Here is a 25,365-nt window from a genome sequence, read left to right on the forward strand (position 1 = left end):
CGCCTCCTTTCGTGTACTTAAGCGCGATGGCTTGGCAGACCATCACCTTCCCATCCATGTGGCATCAGGAAGCCAGCCGCGCGGCGGTGGCCGCCCCCGCCATAGGCTGCGGCGATCTGCGAAACGTCTAGGCCGTCGCCGCGCGATCGAAGTGAGAACGCCCGGCCCTTCGGCCCGTCGACATAAGTCGCAGCGAAGGGCTCACCCTCGGCCATTGTGCCGGCCGTGTCCGATGCGAGAGCGTATGGCGCGGCGGCGACAGGAACCTCATGGCCGCCGATCACCATACGGCGTTTCGAGACATCGATTACCTGACGCACCAGTTTGTCGTGCGCGCGCAGAATGGCCCCGCCCTCAGCAGCAACGCGGCCGATGTCGGCGTCTGCCTGGAGCCGCGCCGCTAGATCGTGCCATGTATCCCATGTCATCTCGTGCGATCCGATGACCGCGTTTATCTCTCGCGACTGGTCTATGCTCCAGCGCCACAGATCGCGGTCGGCCACGACATCGACCAGGAAGGGGCGCGCGCCCTGGTGGAAGTAGTCCCACGCCATCTGCGCACCGCTCCGATCCATATCGAAGAGCGCGGCGGGGTTTCCGGCAGCCGCCCGATGTGCGTCCCATCCCCCGGCTGGGCGCGGCAGGTTGATCAGGTCATCCCTCGCAGTCTTGTGGTGGTCGAGAACGATAATTGAACGAGCTGTGTGGGCCATGCGCTCAAGGACAGGGCGCTTATAGCTAAAGTCGACGATTATGACGTCAGCGCCTGTCACGCCTGGCGGCTCATCGCCATATCCAGCGGGGATATACTCCACCGTTTCGCCAAGGGCCTCACGTACCGCCCATGCGGCGGTGAACCCGTCGGCGCAGTTTGCGTGGTAGATACAGATAGTTCGGGTCATCTCAATCCCTCCCAGATGTAGTTGGATTACGCGCCGTTTTCGACAGCGGCGGGCGAGTGCGTGGGTGCTCGCAGCATGTCTTGAACCATTCTGATGTCGTGCTCTGACGGCTCTTGTTTCAAAGTGACCCGCAAGGCTTTCCGATTATCGGCATCGCGCCCCACCCCGAGCACCCGAATTGCACTGTCGAATAAAGCGCATGGCCATTTTATCAGGTGATGCTTGACTGCATTCCCGGCGCGCGCCGCCGCCTCACAATGAGCCGCGTCCCTTCCATAGGTGATCACATGTTCATATCCATCATCTCCCACCTTCCTTGCGATGACGATCACCTGATCCCACCCATGAGTAACTGCGATGTCTTTTGCTGCTTTGATTGGCAGGCGTGACTGTTTGGTCATTTAGGTCTCCCTTGAATTATTTCGGTTGGCGCTTGTTCGCAAAAAGCATGATCCGTTCTTCTACGCTGGGGATGACCCCCTCATTGAGCATGGCGATCGCCTTCTTCGGGTCATTTCCCATCGCGGCAATTGGGACCGTGGCGATCACATGATCGAGAGTGATCAGGATGGTTGCCCGGTCCTCCATCGGGTGGCGTCCATCGCAAATCTCTTTGGCCGCGGCGAGCGCGCGATAGGTGTCTTTTTGAGCATTATTCATGGGGTCTCCTGCGGCCGAAAAGCGTGTATTTTCCTGTGGGGAGTCCTGATTTTTCGTGGTCCACCCTCATTGTAAGTGATTGAAATATATAAGGCCCGACAGGCTTCGCGCGTGGTCCACATGCCCTATAAAAATAAGAGAAAAACGGCGCTAATTGTTGACCGTGTGGGGGCACCACTTTTCCCGCCAGATGAAACACTTATCCTCACGCTGATCCGATACCTGCCGCCCGCGGTTTACGGATGCCTGTGCGCATTGCTCGCCCCCAAGGCCCCGCGATCACACCAGTTTCGGCGAACGCGGGGCCGTGGCGCTTACCCCATCAGCTTGGAACTATAGCTGCCCGGCGATGCCGGAAAGACCACGGTTTTATTCCCGTTCAGAAAGACCCGTTGATGGGCATGGGCGTGGATCGCCCGCGCCAGGACGCTGGCCTCAACGTCACGGCCCAGCGACACATAGTCAGAGGCGCTTTGCGCATGGGTGACCCGCACGGTGTCCTGTTCGATAATCGGTCCTTCGTCCAAATCGGCGGTGACGTAATGCGACGTGGCACCGATCAATTTCACGCCCCGCTCATAGGCCTGTTTATAGGGGTTCGCCCCCTTGAAAGACGGCAGGAAAGAGTGGTGGATGTTGATGATCCGACCCGACATTTTCTGACACATGGCATCCGAGAGGATCTGCATGTAGCGCGCCAGCACGACCAGTTCCGCGCCGGTATCCTCTACCACCTCCATGATCCGCGCCTCTGCCTGCGGCTTGTTATTCTTGGTTACCTTGATGCAATGAAACGGAATGTCATGGTTCGCCACCACCTTTTGATAGTCCATGTGGTTCGAAATCACGGCGACGATCTCAATCGGGAGGGCTCCGATCCGCACCCGGTAGAGCAGATCGTTCAGACAATGGCCAAAGCGAGAGACCATGACCACGACCTTCATCGTGGTGTCTTGGTCATGGAAATCATAGGTCATGCCAAAGGGTTCTGCGACCGCATCAAACCCGTCGCGCAGGCTCTCAAGCGTGGCCCCGGTTTCCGCCTCTGCGCTGATGCGCATGAAAAACTGGCCGTTCTCCGTGTCGTCGAACTGCGCGCTGTCGGTGATATTGCACCCGGTTTCGGCGATGTAATTGGCGATGGCGGCGACGATCCCCCGTTTCGAGGGGCAAGTCACGGTCAGGCAGAACTGGGTCATGGGGTGGTCCTTTGGGCGGTTGTACGTGGCGGCAGGGGGCCTGTTTTGCTTACGCAACGGATTGCAGGCTCCACGCGGGAAGGCAAGCGATAGCGGGCTCACGGCGCCGCCAAAGCGGCCCATACCAAATGGTGAGCATCTGTTATCGCTTGAAATCTACGCGGCGGCCTTAAATTTGCCCATAGTGGACCCTGTCTGCGGACCACCAAAGGAGCGCCCGAAATGAACGCCAAACCCCAGCCGATGTCCCCTGATGAGGCCTTGAGCCTTTTCGCCACCACCCGCAGCCGGACGCAGGCTTTGGCAGCGCCGCTTTGTCCCGAAGACATGATGCTGCAAAGCATGGAGGATGCCTCTCCGGTGAAATGGCATCTGGCCCATACGACGTGGTTCTTTGAGGAGTTCATCATCAAACCCCGGGTCGCTGACTATCGCTCGCCCGATGACCGTTTCGCGGTGCTGTTCAACTCCTACTATGTGCAGGCTGGACCGCGTCATGCGCGTGACAAACGCGGATTGGTCTCGCGCCCCGATGGCGCTGCGGTGGGGGCCTATCGCGATCATGTGGAGAACAGCCTGAACGATCTGATGAACGCCAGCCGCGACGATGCCGATGAGATCGCTCAACTGGTTGAACTGGGCTGCCACCATGAGATGCAGCATCAAGAGCTGTTGATCACCGACCTGCTCCACGGGCTGAGTTTTAACCCTTTGCTGCCCACCTACAAAGACCCCGAGCCGCTGGCGGTCACCGACGAAATGCCACTCAACTTCAGCCGCCACAGGGGCGGTCTTGTTGAGATTGGCCATGAGGGGGGCGGCTTTGCCTATGATTGCGAAGGGCCGCGCCACAGGGTCTGGCTCGACCCCTTTGAGATTGCCGACCGTCCGGTGACCAACCGCGAATGGATCGCTTTCATGGAGGACGGCGGGTACAGCGACGCGCGGCTATGGCTGATGGAAGGCCATGCCGTAGCGCAGCGCGAAGCATGGGCGCATCCGCTCTACTGGTGGCAGCAGGATGGCACATGGTGGACCTTTTCCCTGCGCGGGCCGCAGCCTGTCGCGCTTGATGCGCCGGTGGTCCACGTCAGCTATTATGAGGCCGAAGCCTTTGCCCGTTGGGCCGGGGGCCGTTTGCCCACCGAAGCCGAGCATGAAGTTGCCTTTCGCGATGTGCCGATCAACGGCAACCTGATGGGCGATGCCGATGCGATCGGTGCCCTACGCCCCCTGCCCGGCAAGGGCATTTGGGGCGATGTCTGGGAGTGGACCGCCTCTGACTTTGCACCCTACCCCGGTTTCCGCCCGCCTGAGGGTGCTTTGGGCGAATACAATGGCAAGTTCATGGTCAACCAGCGCGTTTTGCGCGGCGGATCGTGCGCCACGCCAAAGCAACAGTTGCGCCCGAGCTACCGGACGTTTTTCTATCCGCATCAACGCTGGCAGATGATGGGTCTGCGGTTGGCGCGCGACGCGGATTAAGGCCTGAGCGGAGTAAGGCCCCGGCGGGAAAAGCCCCGGCGGGAAAGACCGGGCGGAAAAGGCCGAGCGGAAAAGGCCGAAACGCCGGGGCATCGCGGCGCCCCGGCATGAGCCTTGCCGCTGGGCCCGCGGCCTATTGAATGCCAACCCTGAACTGCACTGCCCCGGTCTCACCCGGCAACATCTGCCCGGTGCAGTTCCACTCGATCGCCCCGGCATAGCCTGCCAGGTTGCTTGCTGGCCGCACCAAATCACAACTGAGGTTGGGTGAGACCTGTTGCGGATCGACGATGGATTCCGACAGCTCCGTATAGGGTGGGGTCATGTCGTAAATCTTGACGTTCGATGCCTGGGTGGTCGCATTGTTGCGCAGGTATATTCGGTAAAGCAGGATATCATTCACACCGCCAAGGTTGATGGTCCCTTCACCGGTGCCTTGAGTCTCATTCTCCACCGTTTTGCGCAGCTCGATCTGGGTCGATTGCCCCCCGACCGAGACTTCGTCGGTGTTGCTGGCCGAACTGGTCACCGTGGTGCGCGCAAAGGCCGTGGCCGCCAGCACCTGATAGACATAGGTACTGCCCTGCCCAGCGCCAGACCCGGCAGAAACCCGCGAGACGATACAGACGGTTTGCCCCGTCGTGACCGCGATGGGACCGGTGATCGGCCCATCGACACTGTCGTCACAGCCGATGTCTTGGAAAAGTGCCGCGCTGAACGCGCCGGTTGGGGTCGAGGTGGCACCGGCGTAGGAGAAGGTCACCTGCCCTTCGGAGGTTGCGGTATAGATATGCGGCAGGGTCGCGACCTGCCCCTGAGCGACCGTCGTGGTTTGGTCGTTGGTCAGGCTGGGCAGTTGCAACAGGCCGATATCCAGTCCCATGCGATTGCCGAAAGCCTCAGGGGTGAAGGTAAATTCACCGTCATGGGGGTTGGCGTTCACTAGGTCGGGCAGACCTGCCGCGGCTTCGGAAATCGCGCGGTAGTTATTGGCCGGGATCGCACGGATTGTGATCGGACCGCTATAGGCGCCGGAGAGCCCATAGCTCCACGTGCCATCCGTCGCCAGCCCGGGGGTGGCCAGCACCGCGCCGCCACTGTCGAGGATCTCCAACACCGCCGAAGACGCCCCTTCTTCGCTGCCATTGCGCAGCGCGTCATGCGCGGTGCCGCCGCCCGCCCCATTGTCGATGAAGACACGGCCCGTCAGGATCCGCTCACCTGTCACAAGGTTCACGGAATAGGACGCTTCGTCGTCATCGGGCAGTTGGTCGAACAGGTCATCGGTCAACGGCCCCGTATTGGGGTCGCTGTCGGGATCGGGCAGCGAGCTATAGATGATCTCGGCCTGATTGGTGAAATCACCGCTGCCGAGCACCGTGGTGGTGATCGTCAGGGTCTCGCTCGCCCCGCTGAGCAGTTCATCCACGAACCACAATCCGGTATCGGGGTCATAGGTATCCCCGGTCGCGGGCGCATCGTCCGAGACATAGGCAAAACCGCTTGGTATTTGATCGATCACCTTGACGCCCGAGGGCGAGCCGCCGCTGACATTGGTGATCGTGATGATCCAATCGATTGTGTCCCCTTCCGAGACATTTGTGATCGGCGTCGTCGTCCCGGTCGCGGCGGCGATTTTGCTGAGTTCAAGGTCACTTCCCGCCGGATCGAACCCGAAGTCTTGGTCACTGGTCACGCTATTGCCGGAAACCGGGACGCCAATCAGCGGGTTGGAGGTGCCGATGGTCAGCCCCGAGGGCAGATCAGGGTCCGCCTCATCCAGCGCGACGCGGTAGGTCGTGTTCACCATCAAGTCCCCCACCGCATAGGTGCCATCGGCCAATGTATCCGTCGTGACAAGAAAAATATCATCGGCGGTATTGGACGGGGTGCCATTGTCGGCAAAGACCGAGATGCCCACGCCCGCCCCGAAATTGGTCTCCCCATTGTCCTTCACGTCCGATGCGTCCGCGTCCTCATAGAGGTTGCCCGAAATGCCCCCCAGCGGGATCGGTGCTGGCCCCCGACAGGAGACGCCATCGCTGCGCCCGCCTTCGTCAAAGGGAATGCCGGAAACCAGTTGCGGCACACCCGTCGCCGTCGAAATCACGAAAAGATTGTTGGTGGTGTTGGAATAGCCATAGAGCCTGCCATCACGGTCAAACCACAGCGCATCGAACTCGCCCGCATAGACGGCAGGGCCAATCGCCTGCGGTGTCACGCTCCCCGGTGTGCCGTTGTTGATCGCCGCGCGGAACAAAAAGCCCGAGTTCCTGTCGATCCCATACATGATGCCGTCGACGGGATTAAAGGCGAGGTCTTCCGGATTGACGCCGATGGTAAGTGCGATGTCACCCAATACAATCGGTGCGGCAGGGTTGGTCAGATCAACGATCTGCCATGTGTTTGGATCAACTTCGTAGATCAGCCGCCCATTGGGTAGAATATCCCCGGCGTTCAGCGCATCGTCCGCGCCGGGGATGTTGCCGAAATCCGTGATGTCGCCAGCCCCATCAATCCGGTAGAGCCTGCGGGTGTTCTGATCCACGCCATAGATATAGCCATCCAGCGCGTTGTAGCCCCAAGCGCCATCGCGGTTCTGCCCGGTGCTGCCAGAAGCCTCAACCGTCGTGGCGTAGCTGCCGCCGCTATCGCGGAAGGTCATACGCACCAGTGTAGAAGGTCTGTCGACGATGGCATAGAGCGAGGCATCGCAGACCAGCGGTGGCGGATCGCTGGAGATGGTCAGCGTGTAGTCTTCCACCTCCCCTTCGAAAGCAGTGGCAAGGCCGGTGCTGTCCGTCGACCAGCGAAAACGGGCGTAGGTGGGCAATGTGGTCGCCCCTGCGGGCACCGCCACCTCGAAAAGGATTGTCCCATTGGTCAGACCATCCTTATCCAGCAGACCGCCGTCTTGCAGGTTCAGCGCGACCTGCTCTCCGGCTTGGTTAAAGGTGCCGTCGCCATCAAAATCGATGAAGGCTTGAAGATAAGAAGATCCCGGCGCTCCGGCCAGATCGCTGACCGCCACTGAGATCTCGGCCAACCCGCCGCGATAGAACTGTGGCAAGGTCACCCCGTCTTCGTCATCCGACCCATCGGTATCGTCGCCCGTGGCCCCGATGGAGTTCTGCGCCAAAAGATCGATATCGGGCGCTGTGCTGCCCAGATAGACCTCCGGCGCGCCGGGGCCTTCGATGATATGCTGCGGATCGCCATAGCTGGCAGGGGCATCGCCGCGGTCGGCGTCGGGCGGTGTTCTGATGGTGATGCCATAGTCTTCGACTTCTCCATCGGGGGCGGGGGTGATCGCGTCCAGCCCAGGCGTTGAGGACCAGCGCAGTCGGACGAAAGTCGGGGTCAGCACCGCCGTGACCGGCACGCTGACGGGGAATGAAATTTCACCATTCACCAGCCCATCGAGATCCTGCGCCCCGCCGTCTTGGATATCGGTCGCGACCTGATCGCCAAGAAAGAGGCCATCGCCGCCGAAATCGACAAAGGCCTGCAAATATCCGGTGCCGGGCGTGGGCTCGTTCACCACCACGGTTACGGTGCGGGTCAGATCGCCGTAGAGCTGGGGAAAGCTCTCTTCGTCCTCGTCATCCTTGCCGTCGAGGTCATCGCCCGTGCCATCGACGGAATGCTGTGCCGACCCGTCGCCATCACCGTTGAGCGCGCCGATCCAGTATTGCGCGGTATCCGCGTGCTGCGGATCGCCATAGGTGACCGGCGCATCGCCCCGGTCGGGGCCGGAGCCTGCGTAGATCGTCGTGGGGTCATCGCGCCCCTCGCCTGGCCCGTTGGACGCGACACCATCCCCGTCGCCGGGATTTTCGGAATCCGACAGGTCCGAGACAACCGTCCCGCCCGGCGTCTCGGCGGTGACCTCCGCTTGGTTGCTGATCGTGGTGTCCAAATCTTCGGGCACCAATGTGTAGGTCGCCGTATAAACGGCCTTTTCGCCAACCAAGAGCGTGCCTTCGGGCGACAGCGATGTCGCGGTTTGAAAGGTGATCACGGGCGGCACGCCTTTGCCGCTGAACTGCGTTTCGGCAAGCTGCACATTGGTCAGATCGACATTGCCAAAGTTCTCAGCGGTAAAGACATAGGCGATCGTCTCTCCAGGGTCGGCATAGCCGTTCAGGTTGGCATCGACCAATTGCGCAAGTTTCAGCAGACCGACAGAGCCCACATCGATCGAGACCTGCGCCGGGGCCGAATAGGCCCGCGGCTCATTGGGCAGGATGATGGGCGATTGATAGCGGTAGCCAATCGGCGTCGGCGCGGCAAAAAAGGCCACGAAGGGGGTAAAGGTCAACTCTCCGGTCAGATCATCATAGCTCCACGTGCCCTCTCCCAACACATCGAAACCCACCCGATGGCCTTCGGAATCGGTCACGATGTTCTGCGCCCCGGCGGGCGGGATCAGATCGATGGCCTGTTTGGAATATTCGCTGGGCTGCCCGGAATTATTGGCCGGCGCATTGTTATTTTCGGTCGCGACGCTGTCATTGAACAGGATGTTCACCACCACAGGCTCGCTCAGCACCTGCTCTTTCACGTCGTCCTGCAGAACCGGTGCTTTGAAGTCACCACATTTCAGGTCATAGGTCTGCGCTTCGTCATAGGTTGGATTAGCAAGCCGGACGAGGAAGCCGTTGTTGGCGGTCCGGCCAAAGCGAAAGGTCGAGGTCTGCGGGTAGAAGATTTCCAAACCCGATACCGGCTGGTTGCTATAATTGCGGTCCCCGGCGAGATAGAAGACCTCTGTCCCGAGGTTCGCATCCGGCCCTTCGATATAGCCGCGATAGGTGGTCGCACTGCGGTCAATCCGAACATATTCGACCGTCCCGTCGCAAATATTTACATAGACCTGCTCATTCAGCGGCCCATCAATGTCATTGATCTGAAAAAAGACATCCGCCACCACCGGCACGCCGCCCGTGTTGGTCGAGATGTTATGGGTGCCTGCCTCATAGATGAAGAAATCCATGAAATGCGGATCTTGCCCGGTCGAGGTGATCTGGATCTGTCCATTGCCAGTGGCGAAAACATGATCCCGACCCGTAAAGATCATCTCACCAACAATATCGACCGTCACCCCGCCAACCGTGCCCGCGTTGCGCCACAAGGCCCGCTCACCAATGCCCGCCCCGACCACAGTGGGGGCGGCGACAGGATTTAGGATCAACTGCTGGGCCACGGCGACCTTGGTCAGCAAGGCGAACGGAAGCAGGGAAAAGAGCGCCTTCGAGATCACCCGCAGCCCTGTCTCCCACCCGCCCCAAGCGGAGAGAGAGCGCAAACCCTGCGCCACGAACAAGCCGAGAAAATGAAAATAAAAATGCATATCTTTGCTCACAATCTTTTAAAGCAGCCTAGCAATGAACCTTTAAAACAGCTTAGCGACGAAGCGGGTTGGGAGGACTTACGCAGAAAGGTATTAAGATATGCTTCCGGTCAGACAGGTGGCAGAAGACTAGGCGCCGATACGACCTTCGCATATACCGCTACGCCTTTGCCGCTCCCGAAAATGGCCCAGCCCGTGCCGCGCTTCGGCCTGCTGTTAACCGTGATTCGCCTCCCCCTCGGCCCCCTACTCATTTTTTCTAAATGCCCCCTTGACCCTCCAGCAACTGGAAGCCCCATATTCGGCATATGACGGATAAAGGACATGAAATGCGCAAAGCAGATACACTCACTTTTGGCGTGCAAAACATGAGTTGCGCGTCCTGCGTGGGACGTGTGGAAAAAGCGCTGAACGCGCTGGAGGGTCTGCACGATGCGCGGGTGAACCTTGCCGCGGAGAACGTGCGGGTGACGACAGAACCGGGTTTTGACGCGGCAAAACTCGACGTTGCCTTGACGCAGGCGGGCTATCCGGCGCGCAAGACCACCCACAGATTGCGACTGTCCAACATGAGCTGCGCCTCCTGCGTGGGCCGTGTGGAACGGGCGCTGCTTGCGGTGCCGGGGGTGATCTCGGCCTCGGTGAACCTTGCCAGCGAAGAGGCGACGGTCGAGAGCTTGGAGGATGCCGATCTGTTGCCTGCCCTGCGCGATGCGGCGGCGCAGGCTGGCTATCCGGCGAGTGTCGATGCCTCCGCGGCAGGCAGCCCTGATGCGACAGCGCGCAAAGAAGCGGAAGTCTCCCATCTCAAACGGATGACCCTGTTGGCGGCGGCGCTCACCCTTCCAGTCTTCGTGCTGGAGATGGGCGGCCACCTGATCCCTGCATTCCACCATTGGATCGCGGCCACCATCGGGAGGGAGACAAGCTGGTTCATTCAGTTCATCCTCACCACCCTCGTGCTGGCGTGGCCGGGGCGGCATTTCTATAGCAAGGGGCTTGGCGCTTTGGCGAAAGGCGCGCCGGATATGAACTCTCTCGTGGCGCTTGGATCGGGGGCGGCATGGCTCTTTTCGGTCACCGCGCTCTTTGCGCCGGGGGCCCTGCCCGAGGGCAGCCGCGTGGTCTATTTCGAAGCAGCCGCCGTGATCGTGACGCTGATCTTGCTGGGCCGCTACCTTGAGGCACGCGCCAAGGGGCAAACCGGGGCCGCGATTGCCAAGCTTATGGGCCTGCGCGCCAGCAGCGCAAGGGTGGAGCGGGATGGCACGCTCGTTGAGTTGCCGTTGGACAAGATCGTCGCGGGCGATATCATCTACCTCCGCCCGGGCGAGAAGATCGCCACCGATGGCGTCGTCGTCGACGGGCAATCCTATGTCGACGAAAGCATGATCACCGGCGAGCCTGTGCCGGTGGAAAAGGCCAAAGGAACGGAGGTTGTCGGCGGCACGGTCAACGGCACCGGCAGCCTGACCTACCGCGCCACCAAAGTGGGCGGTGACACTGTATTGGCGCAGATCATCCGCATGGTCGAAGAGGCCCAAGGCGCAAAGCTGCCCATTCAGGACTTGGTCAACCGCATCACCCTGTGGTTCGTCCCGGTGGTGATCGCCGTGGCGCTGGTGACCTTTGGGGTCTGGCTCGCCTTCGGCCCATCGCTTAGCCACGCTTTGGTGGCGGCGGTAGCGGTACTGATCATCGCCTGCCCCTGCGCCATGGGTCTGGCCACACCGACCTCGATCATGGTCGGCACCGGGCGCGCGGCGCAACTGGGCGTGCTCTTCCGGCGGGGCGATGCTTTGCAAAGCCTGCAAGGCGTCAAGACCGTGGCGCTGGACAAGACCGGCACGCTGACCAAGGGCAAGCCCGAACTTACCGATCTTGTGATGATGAATGACCTGCCCGAGGATGAGTTGCTGCCCCTGATCGGCGCGGTCGAGGCGCGCTCGGAACATCCCATCGCCCAAGCCATCCTGCGGCGTGCAGAAGCTGCGGGACCAATACCGGGCGAGGTCAGCGATTTCCAATCCCACACCGGTTTTGGCGTCAGCGCGACGGTCATGGGCCGCCGGGTCACATTGGGTGCGGACCGCCTTATGACCCGCGACGGGATCGATTTGGGCGACACCGGGAAGATCGCGGCGGAATTGGCAAAGGCCGGGAAAACCCCGCTCTACGCCGCGCTAGACGGTCAGCTGGCGGCGGTGATCGCCGTGGCCGACCCGATCAAACCCGGCACGCCCGAGGCCATCGCGCGGCTGCATGACCTCAATCTCGACGTGGCGATGATCACCGGCGACAACCGGGTTACGGCAGACGCCATCGCGGCGCAACTGGGCATCGATTGGGTCATCGCCGAAGTGCTGCCAGACGGCAAAGTGGCCGCCATCGACGAGCTCAGGGAAGGCGACAACCGCGTCGCTTTCGTGGGCGACGGCATCAATGACGCCCCTGCTCTTGCGCAGGCCGATGTGGGGCTCGCCATCGGCACCGGCACCGATGTGGCGATCGAAGCCGCAGACGTGGTGCTGATGTCCGGGGACCTGCGCGGCGTGGTCAACGCCATCGACGTGAGCCAGCGCAGCATGGCGAATATCCGGCAGAACCTCTTTTGGGCCTTTGGCTACAACGTGCTGCTGATCCCGGTCGCCGCGGGTGCGTTCTATCCGCTGACCGGCTGGCTTCTGTCGCCTGCTCTGGCCGCCGGAGCGATGGCATTGTCGAGCGTATTCGTCCTCAGCAACGCGCTGCGCCTGCGCTGGATTGCCGCCCCCTTGGCCGAAAACGCCACCCCCTCACACGGCCCCCGGGCCACCGCCCCCGTGGCCGCAGAATAGGAGCGCATCATGAACATTGGAGAAGTCTCACAACACACAGGCCTGCCGCCGAAAACCATCCGCTATTACGAAGATATCGGATTGGTCAAACCGCTGCGGGACGCCAACGGCTACCGCGCCTTTCGCGAAAGCGAGATGCACAAGCTCGCCTTTCTGTGCCGCGCCAGAACCTTGGGTTTCAGCATTGAGGATTGCCGCAACCTGCTGGCTCTTTGGGAGGACAAAAAACGTGCCAGTGCCGACGTGCGGGCCATCGCCAAAGAGCATCTGGCGCAGATCGAAGCCAAGATCAGCGGCCTGCAAGAAATGCGCGACACGCTGAGCACGCTGGTCCGCGACTGCGCCGGGGATGATCGACCCGACTGTCCGATCCTAAAGACCTTGGGCACCGCAGCGGCCACATAACCACCGCTTTCAATAGCAAAAGGCGCCGCCCAGCCAAGCCGGGCGGCGCCTTTTGCGTTTTGTCAGACCTCGGCCTAGGCCTTGAGCCGGTCCACGATGCTATGCGCCGTGACTGTCCCGATCTGCGTGCCCTCTTCCATCACCGCAATCGCCGCATCCGCCCCGCGCAGCCGCTCCATCAACGCACGCACCGGGGTCTCTGCCGTGGTTTCGCCCTGCGTCGGAGCGCCGTCAACCACGCCCATCACGTCGCGCGCGGTCAGAACCTCCAGCGGGTTCATATTGGCCACGAACTCCGCCACATAGTCCGATGCAGGGTTCGAGAAAATCTCGCGCGGCGTGCCGATCTGGACAATCCGCCCGCCTTCCATGATGGCGATGCGCCCGCCCAGCTTGAAGGCTTCGTCAAGGTCATGGCTCACGAAGATGATCGTGCGGTTCAATTCGCGCTGCAGGTCCAGCAGTTCGTCCTGCAGCCGCGTGCGTATCAGCGGGTCGAGCGCAGAGAATGGCTCATCCATCAGCAAAATCGGCGCTTCGGTGGCAAAGGCGCGGGCAAGCCCCACACGCTGCTGCATCCCGCCCGAAAGCTCGCCCACCTTGCGGTCGGCCCAATCGCTGAGGCTCACTAGTTTCAACTGCCGCTCTGCCCGTTCCAGCCGCTCGGCCTTGGGGACATTCGACAGTTCCAACCCAAGCGCCACATTGTCGCGCACCGTGCGCCATGGCAGCAGGCCGAACTGCTGAAACACCATCGACACACATTCACGGCGCACGCGTCGCAGCTCTGCGGCATTGCTGGCGTGGATGTCACAAGACCAGTTTACGTCATGCACATGCACCGTGCCGCGCACCATCGGGTTGAGCCCATTCACCGCGCGCAAAAGCGTCGATTTGCCCGAGCCCGAAAGCCCCATCAGCACAAGGATCTCGCCATTCTCAACGGTGAGCGAGCAATCATGCACGCCCAGCACCTGCCCGGTCGCCGCTTCAATCTCGGCACGGCTTTGGCCTTCGTCCATCAGCGGCAGCGCCTTCTCCGGCTTGTCGCCAAAGACGATGGATACGTTGTCGAATTCTACTGCTTTACTCATTTCCGTCCCACCCGCAGGATACGGTCGAGCATGATCGCCACGACGACGATCACCAACCCGGATTCAAATCCCAAGCCTGTGTTCACTTGGTTCAAGGCACGCACCACCGGCACACCCAAGCCATCTGCGCCCACAAGTGCTGCAATCACCACCATCGACAGCGACAGCATGATCGTCTGGTTCAGCCCCGTCATGATCTGCGGCAAAGCATAGGGCAGTTCGATCTTCCACAGCGTCTGACGTGGCTTAGCGCCAAAGGCCTGAGCCGCTTCCAATAGCGCCTTAGGGGTTGAGGAGATGCCCAGTTGCGTCAACCGGATCGGCGCGGGCAACACGAAGATCACCGTGGCGATCAGCCCCGGCACCATGCCGATACCGAAGAACACAATCGCGGGGATCAGATAGACGAAAGTCGGCAGCGTCTGCATCAGGTCCAAGACCGGGGCCACCCATGCATAGAGCCGGGGCCGATGCGCCACGGCGATGCCAATCGGCACGCCGACGCCCATACAGACCACACAGGCCGAAAGCACCAGCGTCAGGCTCTCCATCGTCTCTTCCCAGTAGTCTTGGTTGAGGATGAAAAGGAAGCCCAGCACCACAAAGGCCACGGTTTTCCAATTGCGTTGAATGCCCCATGTGATCGCGGCAAACACGGCGATGAGGATCAGCGGGTGCGGGGTTTGCAGCACCCAGAGGATCGCGTCGATCAGCCGTTCCATCAGGTCCGACAGCCCGTCAAAGAACCACGCTCCGTTCGTTTGCAGCCAATCCAGCGCGTCTTCGGCCACATCGGCCACGGGGATCTTGTTTTCTGTCAGCCAGTCCATGTCAGTCCTTCAGGATTGGAGAATTGCGCATGAGAATGACCCGCCCCATCGCTTTGGGGCGGGTCTTTTCCATCATATCGCGATGATCACTTCAGCGAAGCGACAGCTTCCATCGCGTCGCCACCATCGACGGTGGTCACACCGTCCAGCCAAGTGCTGAGCACGTCGGAGTTCGCTTTGATCCAAGCGGCGGCTGCCTCTTCCGGCTTTTCGCCGTCATCAAGGATCGCGCCCATGATCTCATTCTCCATTTCAAGCGTGAACTCGAGGTTGTTCAGGAATTTACCAAGGTTCGGGCATTCCTCAACAAAACCGGCGCGGGTGTTGGTATAGACCGTTGCACCGCCCAGATCGGGGCCGAAGTAGTCATCGCCGCCTTCCAGATAGGTCAGATCGAAGTTGGCGTTCATCGGGTGCGGTTCCCAACCAAGGAAGACGACGGGCTCCTCTTTGCGGGTGGCGCGCTGGACTTGGGCCAGCATCCCCTGCTCGGAGGATTCAACGACCTCAAACTCGCCCAGATCAAATGCATTCTCGTCGATCATCGACTGGATCAGACGGTTGCCGTCATTGCCGGGCTCGATGCCATAGATTTCACCTTCCAGCGCGTCTTTATTGGCGGCGATGTCGGCGAAGGTCTTGATGCCCATGTCGGCGGCGGCTTTGTTCACAGCCAGCGTGTATTTCGCGCCTTCAAGGTTGGCGCGCACGGTGTCGACGCTGCCTTCTTCGCGATATTTCGCGATGTCGCCTTCCATGGTGGGCATCCAGTTGCCCAAAAACACGTCGATGTCGCCCGAGGCCATGGAGGTGTAGGTCACCGGCACGGCGAGGATCTTGGTCTCGGTATCATAGCCAAGCGCGTCAAGCACGACCGAAGCGGCGGCGGTGGTCGCGGTGATATCGGTCCAACCCACGTCTGAGAAGGTGACTTCGCTACATTCGGCCGCCGCCAGCGAGGTCGCGGCAACTGTCGCCAGAGCGGATGTCATAAGCAGTTTTTTCATTGGTGTTCTCCCCAGAGAAGTTTTTATTGACTGATGCGCCAATCAAAAGCCATCGGCCGCGATATTGCAACCGGATTAATTTCGCCAACTTACTGGAGGGCAAAAAGCAATTCTACTTGTTTCAAAACTCACTCCCGCGCGGCCTGTTTCGGGCGCAGAACCGGGGTGACATTTTGGTCCGCACCCGGCTCGGGTTCGGCGTCAATCTTCGGGGTCTCTTCGGCGGGGGCGGCGGGCGTCTGAGCAGGCGCAGCCACGGGCGTGGCGGGCGTTGACGGGGGCGATTCGAGGGTGTCGGTCCCTTGCGTTTCCTCAACGGTTTCAGGGGCTTCTCCCTGCCCCTCTGCCGCCTTCATCCCAAATGCCGCACGGATCGCGGCTTGGGTTCCCTCGCCGTAAAGCCCGTCGATCGCGCCGTCGTAAAATCCGAAATCCGAAAGTTTGCGTTGCAGGGCTTTGCGGGTCTCGCTGTTGAAAAGTTTGGGCTCATCCTGCATCAGCCCCAGCAGCGTGCCGTCCCCCGCCCGCAGCGCGCGATAGAGATAAAGCGCCGCATCCGCCGCCCCGCGACCGGGCACTTTGCCATCGTCGATCATCGCGGCAAAGTTGAACATCGCCGCTGGGTGTCGCCTATCGGCTGCGCGGCGGAAATAGTCCAACGCCAGATCGGAATCGGTTTCCTGCCCCAATTCCCCCTGTAGATGGATGAACCCCAGATCGTTCAGCGCCCCGGCATGGCCCCGCTCGGCGGCGTCGCGATAAAGGGCCATGGCGCGGGCCTCATCCTGAGCGACGCCGCGTCCTTCTTCATAAAGCTGTGCAAGCTGATACCGCGCCTCGGCAGAGCCGGTTTCTACTGCCCGCATCAGTTGGGCCGCAGCGGTTTGCGGGTCATAGCGCGGATCGTCAGGGTCGCTTTGCAGGGCGGCAAGACCAAGTTGGGATCGGGTGTCCCCTTGCCGCGCCAATTCGGCCAAGCGCTGGCTCTGCGCGGGGTCCAAATCCCCCCATGTCTGCGGGGCCGCATCCGCGCTGTCCGTCTCTGCGATGAAAGCTGGCGTCGGGGTCAGCCGCCCAAAGCGCCGGGCGGAGAGGCTGCCGCCGCTACGGCTGCGCAGCGTGGCGCGAAATCCGTCCAGCATGGCGCCGACTTCGACATCCGGCTCGGTCAAAACCTCGGCCAATGTGGCCGCGAAAAGGCCCGCGTTTTCACCGCCCTTGTCACAGGCGCCCACCTCACCGGAGGTGACGACCAGCGTGCCAAGACGCGGCTCGGGCGGCGGCAGCGGGGCGGTCGACTGGCGCGGGGCGGCATGGCAGTTATCAAGCAAAACAAGCCGTATCTGTCGCGCCTTGCCCGCCGCACGCAGCAGCGCAGGCAGCGCCACCCCCTGTTGCCGCAGCGCCGAGGCCGGGGCCAAGGGCGCATCGACCGGGATCAGATAGCTCTGCCCGCCCGAGGCGACGCGGCGACCCGCGTAGTAGATCAAGGCGATATCCGCCGTTTCGGCCTGAAAGGCAAAGTCAGAGAGTTCCCGCTTGAGCGTGGCGCTATCCGTGTCGATCAGCGTGGTAACATCGAACCCCTGCCCCTCTAACGTTTGGGTCAGCAGCGCGGCATCGGCGCGCGGCCCGTCAAGCGGGGCGGCATACTCATAGGCAGAGATGCCAATCACCATCGCCACACGGTCTTGGGCCGCTGCAGCGAGGGGCAGAAACAACATCAAGAGGATCGCGGTCAAACGCATATGGCGGGCTCCTTTCGGTCAGCTTCGGTTGGGCGGCGCCGCCCATTAACCTATGCTGGCAGGAAAAGGTTTCCACCATCGTAACAGTTTGAAATGAATCCGACCCTTGCTGCCGTGGTTCAGGCGTTGGGCGAAGTCTCTTCGATCTCGCGGTCTTCTTCCGGCACGTTGAGCGTGGCCCACGTATCGCCATCCGGCAGTTCCGGCGGATGCGGCAGGCAATCGCGCCGGTGGATATTCGCCTTGGCCATGAAATTCGCCGAAACCGGAGCCGTGACAAAGATGAAGGCCATGATCAGCAGTTCATGCAGCGACCCCGTTCCAGACAGAAACGAATTCACCATCGCCGCCAACAGATAGGCCCCGATCCCCAGCGTCGCGGCTTTGGTCGGCGCGTGAAGGCGGGTCATCGGGTCGTTCAGCTTGAGCAAGCCAATCCCGGCGACAAGCACGAAGAAACTGCCGATCACCAGCAGCACGATGATAAAATAGGTGGCGATGATATCGGGGCTCATTCGATGATATCTCCGCGCAAGACGAACCGGGCATAGGCCACGGTTGAGACGAAACCCAGCATGGCGATGATCAGCGCCGCCTCAAAATAGATCTGCGTGCCCTGCAGGATGCCCAAAAGCACGATGATGCCGATGGCGTTGATGAACATCGTGTCCAGCGCCAGAATGCGGTCCCCGGTGCCGGGGCCGATCCACAGCCGGATCATCGCCATGAACTGCGCGATGGCGACCAAGGTCAGGGCACCATAAAGCGCAAGGGTCAAAAGGTCGGTCGCTTGGGTCATACGAAAATCTCCTTCAAGCGGCGTTCGTAGCGGTCTTTGATCTCATCGCGCACGGCGTCGGGGTCAGTGGCGTCCAGCGCGTGCACCAGCAGGTAGCGCCCGTTGTCCGACAGATCCGCCGAGACTGTGCCGGGGGTCAAGGTGATGGTGCCCGCAAGAATCGTGATCGCTTCGGGTTCTTTCAGGTCCAGCGGCACGACAACCCAGGCGGGCGACATGCTGGCGTTGGATTTGGTCAGGATGATCCATGCCACTTGGATATTGGCGATGATGATATCCCACAGGACCAAGATCACATAGGCGATCATGCGCAGCGGGCGAATGCCTTGGGGCCGGTCGGTCCACCAACGCGCGGTCAGCACCGGGATCACGATCCCGAGGATCAGACCAAAGACCAGCATGCCCGCGCTGAATTTGTTTTGCAGCAGGACCCAGACCACTGTCAGCAGTAGGGTCAGAAACGGGTGCGGCAAGAGCCAACGGATAGGTCGCATCATATCAATGGGCCTCCTCTTTGCCGTCCGACAGTTTGCCGGGGGTCTCTAGCACGGTGCTCAGATAGCGTTCCGGGCCGAACAGTTGGTTTGAGATCGCCGTGGCATATTGCGTGGCCGGGCCCGCCAGCAGCGTATGCGCGACCAGTAGCGCCAGAAGGCCACCGACCGCAACATAGCTCAGCGCCGAGGGCGCCTCGGCGGGGGTGGCCCCCTCTTGCGGCGTGACGCTGCGAGATTTCCAGAAGACCACGCTGCCCGCGCGACCAAAGCCGACAAGGCTCAAAAGGCTCGCGCCTAAGATCACGGCCCAGATCCAGACCCAGTAATCATTCTCGGCAGCAGCATCCATGATCAGCAACTTGCCCAGAAAACCCGAAAGCGGCGGCACGCCGACCATGGCGATAGCCGCGACAAAGAACAGGGCCGAGGTCAGCTTGGCCCCCGCCACCTGCGGCTGCGCCGTCAGATCAAGATTGTCCCGACCCGCCCGCGCCAGATCGGCGATCAGGAACAACGCGCCTGCGGCCAGCGTCGAATGCACGATATAATAAAGCGCCGCGGCGATCCCTTCGGGCGTGAACAGCGCGATAGAAATCATCACCATGCCCATCGACCCAATCACCGAAAAGGCGACCATTCGGTCCAACTGCTTGGCCGCCAGCACGCCGATCATGCCAAGCGCCAGCGACAGCAGCGCGGCAGGCAGCAGCCATGTTGTGTGCAGGTCCACCGTGGCGGCAAGGTCTGGCGGGAAGATCAGCGTATAGACGCGGATGATTGCATAGGCGCCGACCTTGGTCATGATCGCGAAAAGCGCCGCCACAGGGCCGGGTGCTTCGGCATAGCTCGACGGGAGCCAGAAGTGCAGCGGCACCACGGCAGCTTTGACCGCGAAGACCATCAAAAGCAGCACCGCCGCGATGCGAATGCCCACGGTCGCGCCGGTATCAATCAGCGCCACACGCTGCGCCAGATCGGCCATGTTGAGCGTCCCCGTCTCGGCATAGATCGCGCCAAGCGCAAAGAGGAACAGCGTCGAGCCCAAGAGGTTATAGAGCACATATTGCACCCCGGCCCGCAGCCGCGGCGTGCCGCCGGCGTGGATCATCAACCCGTAGGAAGCGATCAGCAGCACTTCGAAAAAGACGAAGAGGTTGAAAAGGTCGCCCGTCAGGAACGCCCCCATGATCCCCATCAACTGGAACTGGAACAGCGCGTGAAAATGCCGTCCGCGTTCGTCCCATTTCGAGCCGATCACGTAAAGCAGCACGAAGAGCGCCAGCACCGCCGTCAGCGTGACCATCAGCGTCGACAGACGGTCGCCCACCAGCACGATGCCAAAGGGCGCGGCCCAATCGCTGAGACGGTAGAGCATGACATCGCCGCTCGCCGCCTCGACCGACAGGCCAAGCCCCACGGCGACCAACGCGAGCGCCCCGAACAGCGACAACACCCGTTGGATGGTGATGTGGTAGCGTGCGGCCAAAATGATGAAGGGCGCAATAAATGCGGGCAGCACGATGGGCAGGATCAGCCAATGGGTCATGTGCGGTCCTCCGCCTTGATATCGGTCAGCGGGTCGTCGACATGGTCGTCATTGTTGCCCAGATAGGCGCCAAGCGCGATCATCACCACCACGGCGGTCATGCCGAATGAAATCACGATGGCGGTCAGCACCAGCGCTTGGGGCAGCGGATCGGTATAGCGCGCGGCATCCGTGAGGATCGGCGGCGCGCCCACGGTCAAACGGCCCGAGGCAAAGAGAAACACGTTCACCGCATAGGTCAGCAGCGATGTGCCCATGATGACGGGAAAACTCCGCAAGCGCAGCACGAGGTAGAGGCCAGAGGCCGTCAGGATGCCGATGGCGGATGCGACGAGAAGTTCCATGTTTATGCCTCCGCCTTGGTGGTGTCTTCGCGCGATGGGTCGATGTCCATCGGGTGATCGGCCTCAGGCACATGCGCCCGGCGGGCCAGCCGCGAGAAACTTTCGAGCGACAGCATCACCGCACCGACAACGGCAAGGAACACGCCAAGATCAAAGAGCGCGGCAGTCGCCAGTTCGAACTTGTCGAAAGGCGGGATGCGCACATAGGTGAAATCCGAAGTCAGGAAAGGTTTGGCAAAGAGCCACGACCCGATCCCCGTCAGCCCCGCGATCAAGACGCCGGTGCCGATGATCCCGTGATAGGGATATCGCAGCCGCGCCGATGCCCAGGCAAAGCCACTGGCCATATACTGCATCACCACGGCGATGGAGACGATCAGACCGGCGATAAACCCGCCGCCCGGCTCGTTATGGCCGCGCAGGAAGATATAGAAACCAACCATCAGCACGACGGGCATGATGACGCGGGTCATCACCACCATCATCATCGGGTGCCGGTCCCCTGCCCTTGGCTGGTCTGGTTTGCGGTTGAGCAGGCGTGCGCGTACTGGGCCAGACAGCAGCGTTTCTGTCAGGGCGTAGATCAGCAAGGCAGCGATGCCCAGAACGATGATCTCACCATAGGTGTCAAAGCCCCGGAAATCGACGAGGATCACGTTCACCACATTGGTGCCGCCGCCGCCCTTGTAGGAGTTGGCAAGGTGGAATTCCGAGATGCTCGGTGCGACGGTGTCGCGCAGGAGGTAGTGATAGGACAGCGCCATCGTCGCCGCCCCCGCCGCGAGGGAGACCACAACGTCGCGCGTCCGACGCAGCACGCTGCTTTCGATCGGTGTGCGGTTGGGCAGGAAGTTCAGCGCCAAGAGCAACAAGATGATCGTCACCACCTCGACCGTCAGCTGGGTCATCGCCAAGTCAGGCGCGCTGAAAAAGACGAAACCAGCCGAGACGATCAGCCCCACGATGCCGATCAGGATCAGCGATAACAGGCGGTTGCGGTGCAGGAACACCAGCCCGCATGCCGCCGCCACCAGCATCAGCCAGCCCGCGATCTGCACTGCGTTGGTCGGCTGCAACGCACGGGTCGCGGCCCCGACGGTGCCGGTGGCCCAAGCGTAGTAGCCCACTACAACCACGGTCACCGCCATGATCGCGGCATAGCGCGAGAACGCCCCGTTGTGCAGACGCAGCGACATCGCCTGCGACAGGCCGACAAAGGCCGCGATGATGCGGTCAAAGATCGACTTGGCCTCGGGCCGGGGCGTGGCATCCCAAACACGCAGAAGCGGGGCGAAAAGCGCCAGTAGGATCAGGCCACCGACAACCGCGATGATCGACATATAAAGCGCCGGACCCAGCCCGTGCCAGATTTTGAGATGAGTCGAAGGCATCTCTGCCGCGCCGCCGAGAACCGAAGCCGTCACCAGTTTGACGAAAGGCTCAGCCAGAAACGGTGCGAGGCCGATCACCACAACGGGGATGATCAACAACGCAGGCGGCAGCCACAGACCGGGCTTGGGGTCATGCGGATGGTCGGGATAGTCGTCACGCTCTTTGCCAAGGAAGGTATGGCCGATCAGCCGGAAGCTATAGGCGGCAGAGAAGAGCGCACCAAAGGTCGCAAGCCCCGGCACCAGCCACGGCATGTCAAAGAGCTTCGTGTGCAGGGTCTCTTCCAGCATCATCTCTTTCGACAGGAAGCCGTTGAGCAGCGGGATCCCCGCCATCGACAGCGCCGCCAGCGTGGCGATGACAAAGGTCACAGGCATCAGATGCCGCAACCCACCCAAGCGGCGGATGTCACGGGTATGCACCGCGTGATCCACGATCCCCGCCGACATAAAAAGCGCGGCCTTAAAGGTCGCGTGGTTCAAGATGTGAAACACCGCCGCCATCGCGCCAAAGGCCGTGCCGGTGCCCAAAAGCATAGTGATCAGACCAAGGTGGCTGACGGTCGAAAAGGCCAGCAGCGCCTTTAGGTCATGTTTGAACAGCGCGATGACCGCGCCCAGCACCATGGTGATCAGACCCGCCGTGGTGACGATGACAAACCACTCTGGCGTGCCCGACAGCACCGGCCACATCCGCGCCATCAGGAAGATCCCCGCCTTCACCATGGTGGCGGAGTGCAGATAGGCCGAGACCGGCGTTGGTGCTGCCATCGCGTGGGGCAGCCAGAAGTGGAACGGGAACTGCGCCGATTTGGTGAAACAGCCCAAGAGGATCAGGATCAGCGCGGGCAGATAGAGGGGCGAGGCTTGGATCATCTCGCGGTTGTCGAGGATCACGCTCAGGTCATAGCTGCCGACGATCTGACCCAGCAGCAACATGCCACCGATCATCGCAAGGCCGCCCATGCCCGTCACGGTCAACGCCATGCGTGCGCCTTGACGGCCTTCGGGCAGGTGTTTCCAATAGCCGATCAGCAGGAAGGACGACAGCGAGGTTAGCTCCCAGAAGATCAGCAAGATCAACACGTTATCGCTTAGAACGATGCCGACCATCGCGCCTTGGAACAGCAGCAGATAGGTGAAAAACTCACCCATATGATCGTCGCGCGACAGGTAAGACCGCGCATAGGCGATGATCAACAGACCGATGCCAAGGATCAGACAGGCAAAGAAAAAGCCGAGGCTGTCAAGCATCAAGGTCAGGTTCAGGCCAAGCTGCGGGATCCAGTCAACCCGCGCGGTGACCAATTCGCCCGCCAGCACGGCGGGCAGATGCGTGAGCAAACCCACCAGCGCCACGAGGGTCACCATAAAGGTCACCCCGGCGCAGGCTTGACGCCCTGCGGAATTCATCAGTCCGGGTAACAATGCGCCCAAGAAGGGCAAGGCAACGATAAGGAAGAGGGACACGCGAACTCCTGATCTGGCGGACTGAAAGGTCACCACATTTTGTAGAAATTTTCCCGGCACCTCAAGCGAAACCGGGCATTAAACGCCAGATTGTCGCAGGTTACACCGCAGTCCTGCCCCGTGGGATGGCGATACCGCCGCCCCTATGCCCGCTAGAATGGCCCTCGGGCGCCCCTACCCCGGTTGAAACAAGTCCCGGTAGGTGTCGCGCAGCACGTTCTTTTGCACCTTGCCCATCGTGTTGCGCGGCAATTCCGGCAGGACGATCAGCTTGGCGGGTCGTTTGAACTTGGCCAGCGATCCGGCCACATCCCCGGCGATCTGCGCAAGGTCCAACTCCGCGCCCCGCCGCGCCACCAACACCGCCACCACGCTTTCCCCGAAATCGGGATGCGGCACGCCAAACACCGCGCTTTCCAGCACGCCCGGTCGGTCATCGAGCAGCAGTTCGACCTCCTTAGGGTAGATATTATAGCCGCCCGAGATGATCAGGTCTTTGTCGCGGCCCACAATGGTCACATAGCCATCCGCATCGCGCCGCCCCAGATCGCCGGTGATGAAAAAGCCATCTTCGCGCAGTTCGGCGGCGGTTTTCTCGGGCATCTGCCAATAGCCCTTGAAGACATTCGGGCCACGTACTTCGATGCTGCCTATCTCTCCGTCCGGCAGGGTCGCGCCGGTTTTGGGGTCGGTGATTTTCAACTCCACATCCGGCAGCGGCAGGCCCACGGTGCCCGCGCGGCGCTCGCCTTCATAGGGGTTTGATGTGTTCATATTGGTCTCGGTCATGCCGTAACGCTCTAGGATACGGTGGCCGGTGCGTTCTTCAAAATCGACATGGGTTTCGGCCAAAAGCGGAGCCGACCCCGAGATGAACAGCCGCATGTTCGCCGTCGTCTCACGGGTGAAACGCGCGTCGTCCAAAAGCCGGGTGTAGAAGGTTGGCACCCCCATCATCGCGGTGGCATGGGGCATCCGGTCGATCAACCGGTCGATGTCGAGCTTGGGCATGAAGATCATCGCGCCCCCCGCCACCAGCGTCACATTGGTCGCCACGAACAGCCCGTGCGTGTGAAAGATCGGCAGCGCATGCAGCAGCACGTCACTTGCGGTGAAGCGCCACAGGTCGGCCAGCGTCTGCGCGTTCGACAAAAGGTTTGCCTGCGTCAGCATTGCCCCCTTAGAGCGCCCCGTGGTGCCCGAGGTATAGAGGAAGGCCGCAAGGTCATCGGCGTCCCGTGCCACAGTCTCAAAATTATCGGAGGCCGAGGTCGCACGATCCGCAAAGCTGCCGTCGTTATCCGCCCCCAACGTCTCAAGTTGGCAACCCGCCGCCTTGGCCACCGGAGCCATCTCATTGCGGCGCGCAGGCTGGCAGACAAAGGCTGCCGCCCCGCTGTCGGTCACGAAATAGCGCACCTCATCGGCGGTATAGGCGGTATTGAGCGGCAAAAAGATGACCCCGGCCTGCACGCAGGCGGCATAAAGCGCCAAAGCGTCGGCGGATTTGTCGATCTGCACCGCGAGCCGGTCACCCGGCTTTAGGCCAAGATCGGTCAGCACATGGGCAAACCGCGCAGCGCGCCCAAGGAAACCCGCGTGGGTCAGCACGACCCCGCCTTCGAGATGCAGAAAGGCCGTCGTTTTGCCAGCGTGACGGCCAAACAGAGTGTCATAAAGGGGGTTTGCCATCACGGTGCTCCTCGCGTGTTGTTCTTGGGAAAGCCGACTGCCTCCTTGCGGGATTACAACCGCATCACGCGGGGTAATGCAAGCCAACCGAAGCCCGCGCGCGGCG

Annotated in this window: 19 protein-coding genes; 3 read left to right on the forward strand and 16 right to left on the reverse strand. The window is 61.3% G+C overall.

The window, feature by feature from the left end; translation table 11 throughout:
- Positions 1 to 17 precede the first annotated feature (17 nt).
- The 4 genes from T8A63_RS11115 to purU form a co-directional block, all read right to left on the reverse strand.
- Entirely contained in the window at positions 18 to 902 is an 885-nt protein-coding gene (locus tag T8A63_RS11115) for a phosphohydrolase (RefSeq protein WP_322343829.1), read from the reverse strand.
- Positions 903 to 928: 26 nt separating this feature from the next.
- The gene (locus T8A63_RS11120; RefSeq protein ID WP_322343830.1) at positions 929 to 1,303 is read right to left on the reverse strand and encodes a hypothetical protein; all 375 of its coding nucleotides are present in this window, start codon (positions 1,301 to 1,303) and stop codon (positions 929 to 931) included.
- Positions 1,304 to 1,319: 16 nt separating this feature from the next.
- Positions 1,320 to 1,562 carry a hypothetical protein gene (locus T8A63_RS11125; RefSeq protein WP_322343831.1) on the reverse strand — a complete coding sequence of 81 codons (243 nt, stop codon included), beginning with the start codon at positions 1,560 to 1,562 and terminating at the stop codon, positions 1,320 to 1,322.
- Positions 1,563 to 1,876: 314 nt separating this feature from the next.
- On the reverse strand, positions 1,877 to 2,761 hold the full coding sequence (gene purU / locus T8A63_RS11130) for a formyltetrahydrofolate deformylase (protein WP_322343832.1): 885 nt from the start codon (positions 2,759 to 2,761) through the stop codon (positions 1,877 to 1,879).
- 222 nt (positions 2,762 to 2,983) lie between these two features.
- On the opposite strand from purU, the gene egtB reads away from it, so the two are divergent.
- Positions 2,984 to 4,246 (forward strand): ergothioneine biosynthesis protein EgtB, encoded by a 1,263-nt coding sequence (gene egtB, locus T8A63_RS11135; protein WP_322343833.1) that lies wholly within the window; start codon positions 2,984 to 2,986, stop codon positions 4,244 to 4,246.
- A gap of 133 nt (positions 4,247 to 4,379) precedes the next feature.
- Here egtB and T8A63_RS11140 read toward each other — a convergent pair whose 3' ends face one another.
- The gene (locus tag T8A63_RS11140) at positions 4,380 to 9,599 is read right to left on the reverse strand and encodes a GEVED domain-containing protein (protein WP_322343834.1); all 5,220 of its coding nucleotides are present in this window, start codon (positions 9,597 to 9,599) and stop codon (positions 4,380 to 4,382) included.
- 329 nt (positions 9,600 to 9,928) lie between these two features.
- Here T8A63_RS11140 and T8A63_RS11145 point away from each other — a divergent pair, with 329 nt between their 5' ends.
- Both T8A63_RS11145 and cueR read left to right on the forward strand, forming a co-directional pair.
- Positions 9,929 to 12,436: a heavy metal translocating P-type ATPase gene (locus T8A63_RS11145; RefSeq protein ID WP_322343835.1), complete on the forward strand. Its 2,508-nt coding sequence runs from the start codon at positions 9,929 to 9,931 to the stop codon at positions 12,434 to 12,436.
- A 9-nt stretch (positions 12,437 to 12,445) separates the two neighbouring features.
- A complete protein-coding gene (gene cueR, locus T8A63_RS11150; protein ID WP_067626909.1) occupies positions 12,446 to 12,841 on the forward strand; it encodes a Cu(I)-responsive transcriptional regulator in 396 nt (131 codons plus the stop codon).
- Between the two features lie 74 nt (positions 12,842 to 12,915).
- Here the strand turns inward: cueR and choV are convergent, their stop codons facing one another.
- From choV to T8A63_RS11205, 11 genes are all read right to left on the reverse strand, one after another.
- Positions 12,916 to 13,935, reverse strand: coding sequence for a choline ABC transporter ATP-binding protein (choV, locus tag T8A63_RS11155; RefSeq protein ID WP_322343836.1), 1,020 nt, complete (start codon positions 13,933 to 13,935; stop codon positions 12,916 to 12,918).
- A complete protein-coding gene (gene choW, locus T8A63_RS11160) occupies positions 13,932 to 14,765 on the reverse strand; it encodes a choline ABC transporter permease subunit (RefSeq protein ID WP_067626912.1) in 834 nt (277 codons plus the stop codon). Before choW ends, choV begins: the two co-directional genes overlap by 4 nt.
- An 86-nt stretch (positions 14,766 to 14,851) precedes the next feature.
- Positions 14,852 to 15,772, reverse strand: a complete 921-nt coding sequence (locus T8A63_RS11165; protein ID WP_322343837.1) for a choline ABC transporter substrate-binding protein — start codon at positions 15,770 to 15,772, stop codon at positions 14,852 to 14,854.
- A 128-nt stretch (positions 15,773 to 15,900) separates the two neighbouring features.
- A complete protein-coding gene (locus tag T8A63_RS11170) occupies positions 15,901 to 17,520 on the reverse strand; it encodes a caspase family protein (protein WP_322343838.1) in 1,620 nt (539 codons plus the stop codon).
- 119 nt (positions 17,521 to 17,639) lie between these two features.
- Positions 17,640 to 18,035 (reverse strand): monovalent cation/H(+) antiporter subunit G, encoded by a 396-nt coding sequence (gene mnhG, locus T8A63_RS11175; protein WP_259949392.1) that lies wholly within the window; start codon positions 18,033 to 18,035, stop codon positions 17,640 to 17,642.
- On the reverse strand, positions 18,032 to 18,319 hold the full coding sequence (locus T8A63_RS11180) for a K+/H+ antiporter subunit F (RefSeq protein ID WP_067630872.1): 288 nt from the start codon (positions 18,317 to 18,319) through the stop codon (positions 18,032 to 18,034). Before T8A63_RS11180 ends, mnhG begins: the two co-directional genes overlap by 4 nt.
- On the reverse strand, positions 18,316 to 18,816 hold the full coding sequence (locus T8A63_RS11185) for a Na+/H+ antiporter subunit E (protein ID WP_322343839.1): 501 nt from the start codon (positions 18,814 to 18,816) through the stop codon (positions 18,316 to 18,318). The genes T8A63_RS11180 and T8A63_RS11185 overlap by 4 nt, the downstream gene beginning before the upstream one ends.
- Before the next feature lies 1 nt (position 18,817).
- Entirely contained in the window at positions 18,818 to 20,362 is a 1,545-nt protein-coding gene (locus T8A63_RS11190) for a monovalent cation/H+ antiporter subunit D (RefSeq protein WP_322343840.1), read from the reverse strand.
- Complete coding sequence (locus tag T8A63_RS11195; RefSeq protein WP_067630864.1) at positions 20,359 to 20,706, reverse strand: Na+/H+ antiporter subunit C; 348 nt, start codon at positions 20,704 to 20,706, stop codon at positions 20,359 to 20,361. Before T8A63_RS11195 ends, T8A63_RS11190 begins: the two co-directional genes overlap by 4 nt.
- Before the next feature lie 2 nt (positions 20,707 to 20,708).
- Positions 20,709 to 23,567, reverse strand: a complete 2,859-nt coding sequence (locus tag T8A63_RS11200) for a monovalent cation/H+ antiporter subunit A (RefSeq protein WP_322343841.1) — start codon at positions 23,565 to 23,567, stop codon at positions 20,709 to 20,711.
- Positions 23,568 to 23,741: 174 nt separating this feature from the next.
- Positions 23,742 to 25,259, reverse strand: a complete 1,518-nt coding sequence (locus T8A63_RS11205) for a malonyl-CoA synthase (RefSeq protein ID WP_322343842.1) — start codon at positions 25,257 to 25,259, stop codon at positions 23,742 to 23,744.
- Positions 25,260 to 25,365 lie beyond the last annotated feature (106 nt).

Origin of the sequence: Sulfitobacter sp. OXR-159 (genome assembly GCF_034377145.1) — a bacterium.
Lineage (GTDB): Bacteria > Pseudomonadota > Alphaproteobacteria > Rhodobacterales > Rhodobacteraceae > Sulfitobacter.

Bases quoted from the DNA above. Each gene is read 5' to 3' on its own strand.
- T8A63_RS11180 (WP_067630872.1), bottom strand. From the start codon at position 18,319: ATGACCCAAGCGACCGACCTTTTGACCCTTGCGCTTTATGGTGCCCTG.
- T8A63_RS11185 (WP_322343839.1), bottom strand. From the start codon at position 18,816: ATGATGCGACCTATCCGTTGGCTCTTGCCGCACCCGTTTCTGACCCTA.
- T8A63_RS11170 (WP_322343838.1), bottom strand. From the start codon at position 17,520: ATGCGTTTGACCGCGATCCTCTTGATGTTGTTTCTGCCCCTCGCTGCA.
- T8A63_RS11120 (WP_322343830.1), bottom strand. From the start codon at position 1,303: ATGACCAAACAGTCACGCCTGCCAATCAAAGCAGCAAAAGACATCGCA.
- T8A63_RS11125 (WP_322343831.1), bottom strand. From the start codon at position 1,562: ATGAATAATGCTCAAAAAGACACCTATCGCGCGCTCGCCGCGGCCAAA.
- T8A63_RS11165 (WP_322343837.1), bottom strand. From the start codon at position 15,772: ATGAAAAAACTGCTTATGACATCCGCTCTGGCGACAGTTGCCGCGACC.
- egtB (WP_322343833.1), top strand. From the start codon at position 2,984: ATGAACGCCAAACCCCAGCCGATGTCCCCTGATGAGGCCTTGAGCCTT.
- mnhG (WP_259949392.1), bottom strand. From the start codon at position 18,035: ATGAGCCCCGATATCATCGCCACCTATTTTATCATCGTGCTGCTGGTG.
- choV (WP_322343836.1), bottom strand. From the start codon at position 13,935: ATGAGTAAAGCAGTAGAATTCGACAACGTATCCATCGTCTTTGGCGAC.
- T8A63_RS11205 (WP_322343842.1), bottom strand. From the start codon at position 25,259: ATGGCAAACCCCCTTTATGACACTCTGTTTGGCCGTCACGCTGGCAAA.
- T8A63_RS11115 (WP_322343829.1), bottom strand. From the start codon at position 902: ATGACCCGAACTATCTGTATCTACCACGCAAACTGCGCCGACGGGTTC.
- T8A63_RS11145 (WP_322343835.1), top strand. From the start codon at position 9,929: ATGCGCAAAGCAGATACACTCACTTTTGGCGTGCAAAACATGAGTTGC.
- cueR (WP_067626909.1), top strand. From the start codon at position 12,446: ATGAACATTGGAGAAGTCTCACAACACACAGGCCTGCCGCCGAAAACC.
- T8A63_RS11195 (WP_067630864.1), bottom strand. From the start codon at position 20,706: ATGGAACTTCTCGTCGCATCCGCCATCGGCATCCTGACGGCCTCTGGC.
- purU (WP_322343832.1), bottom strand. From the start codon at position 2,761: ATGACCCAGTTCTGCCTGACCGTGACTTGCCCCTCGAAACGGGGGATC.
- choW (WP_067626912.1), bottom strand. From the start codon at position 14,765: ATGGACTGGCTGACAGAAAACAAGATCCCCGTGGCCGATGTGGCCGAA.
- T8A63_RS11190 (WP_322343840.1), bottom strand. From the start codon at position 20,362: ATGACCCATTGGCTGATCCTGCCCATCGTGCTGCCCGCATTTATTGCG.
- T8A63_RS11140 (WP_322343834.1), bottom strand. From the start codon at position 9,599: ATGCATTTTTATTTTCATTTTCTCGGCTTGTTCGTGGCGCAGGGTTTG.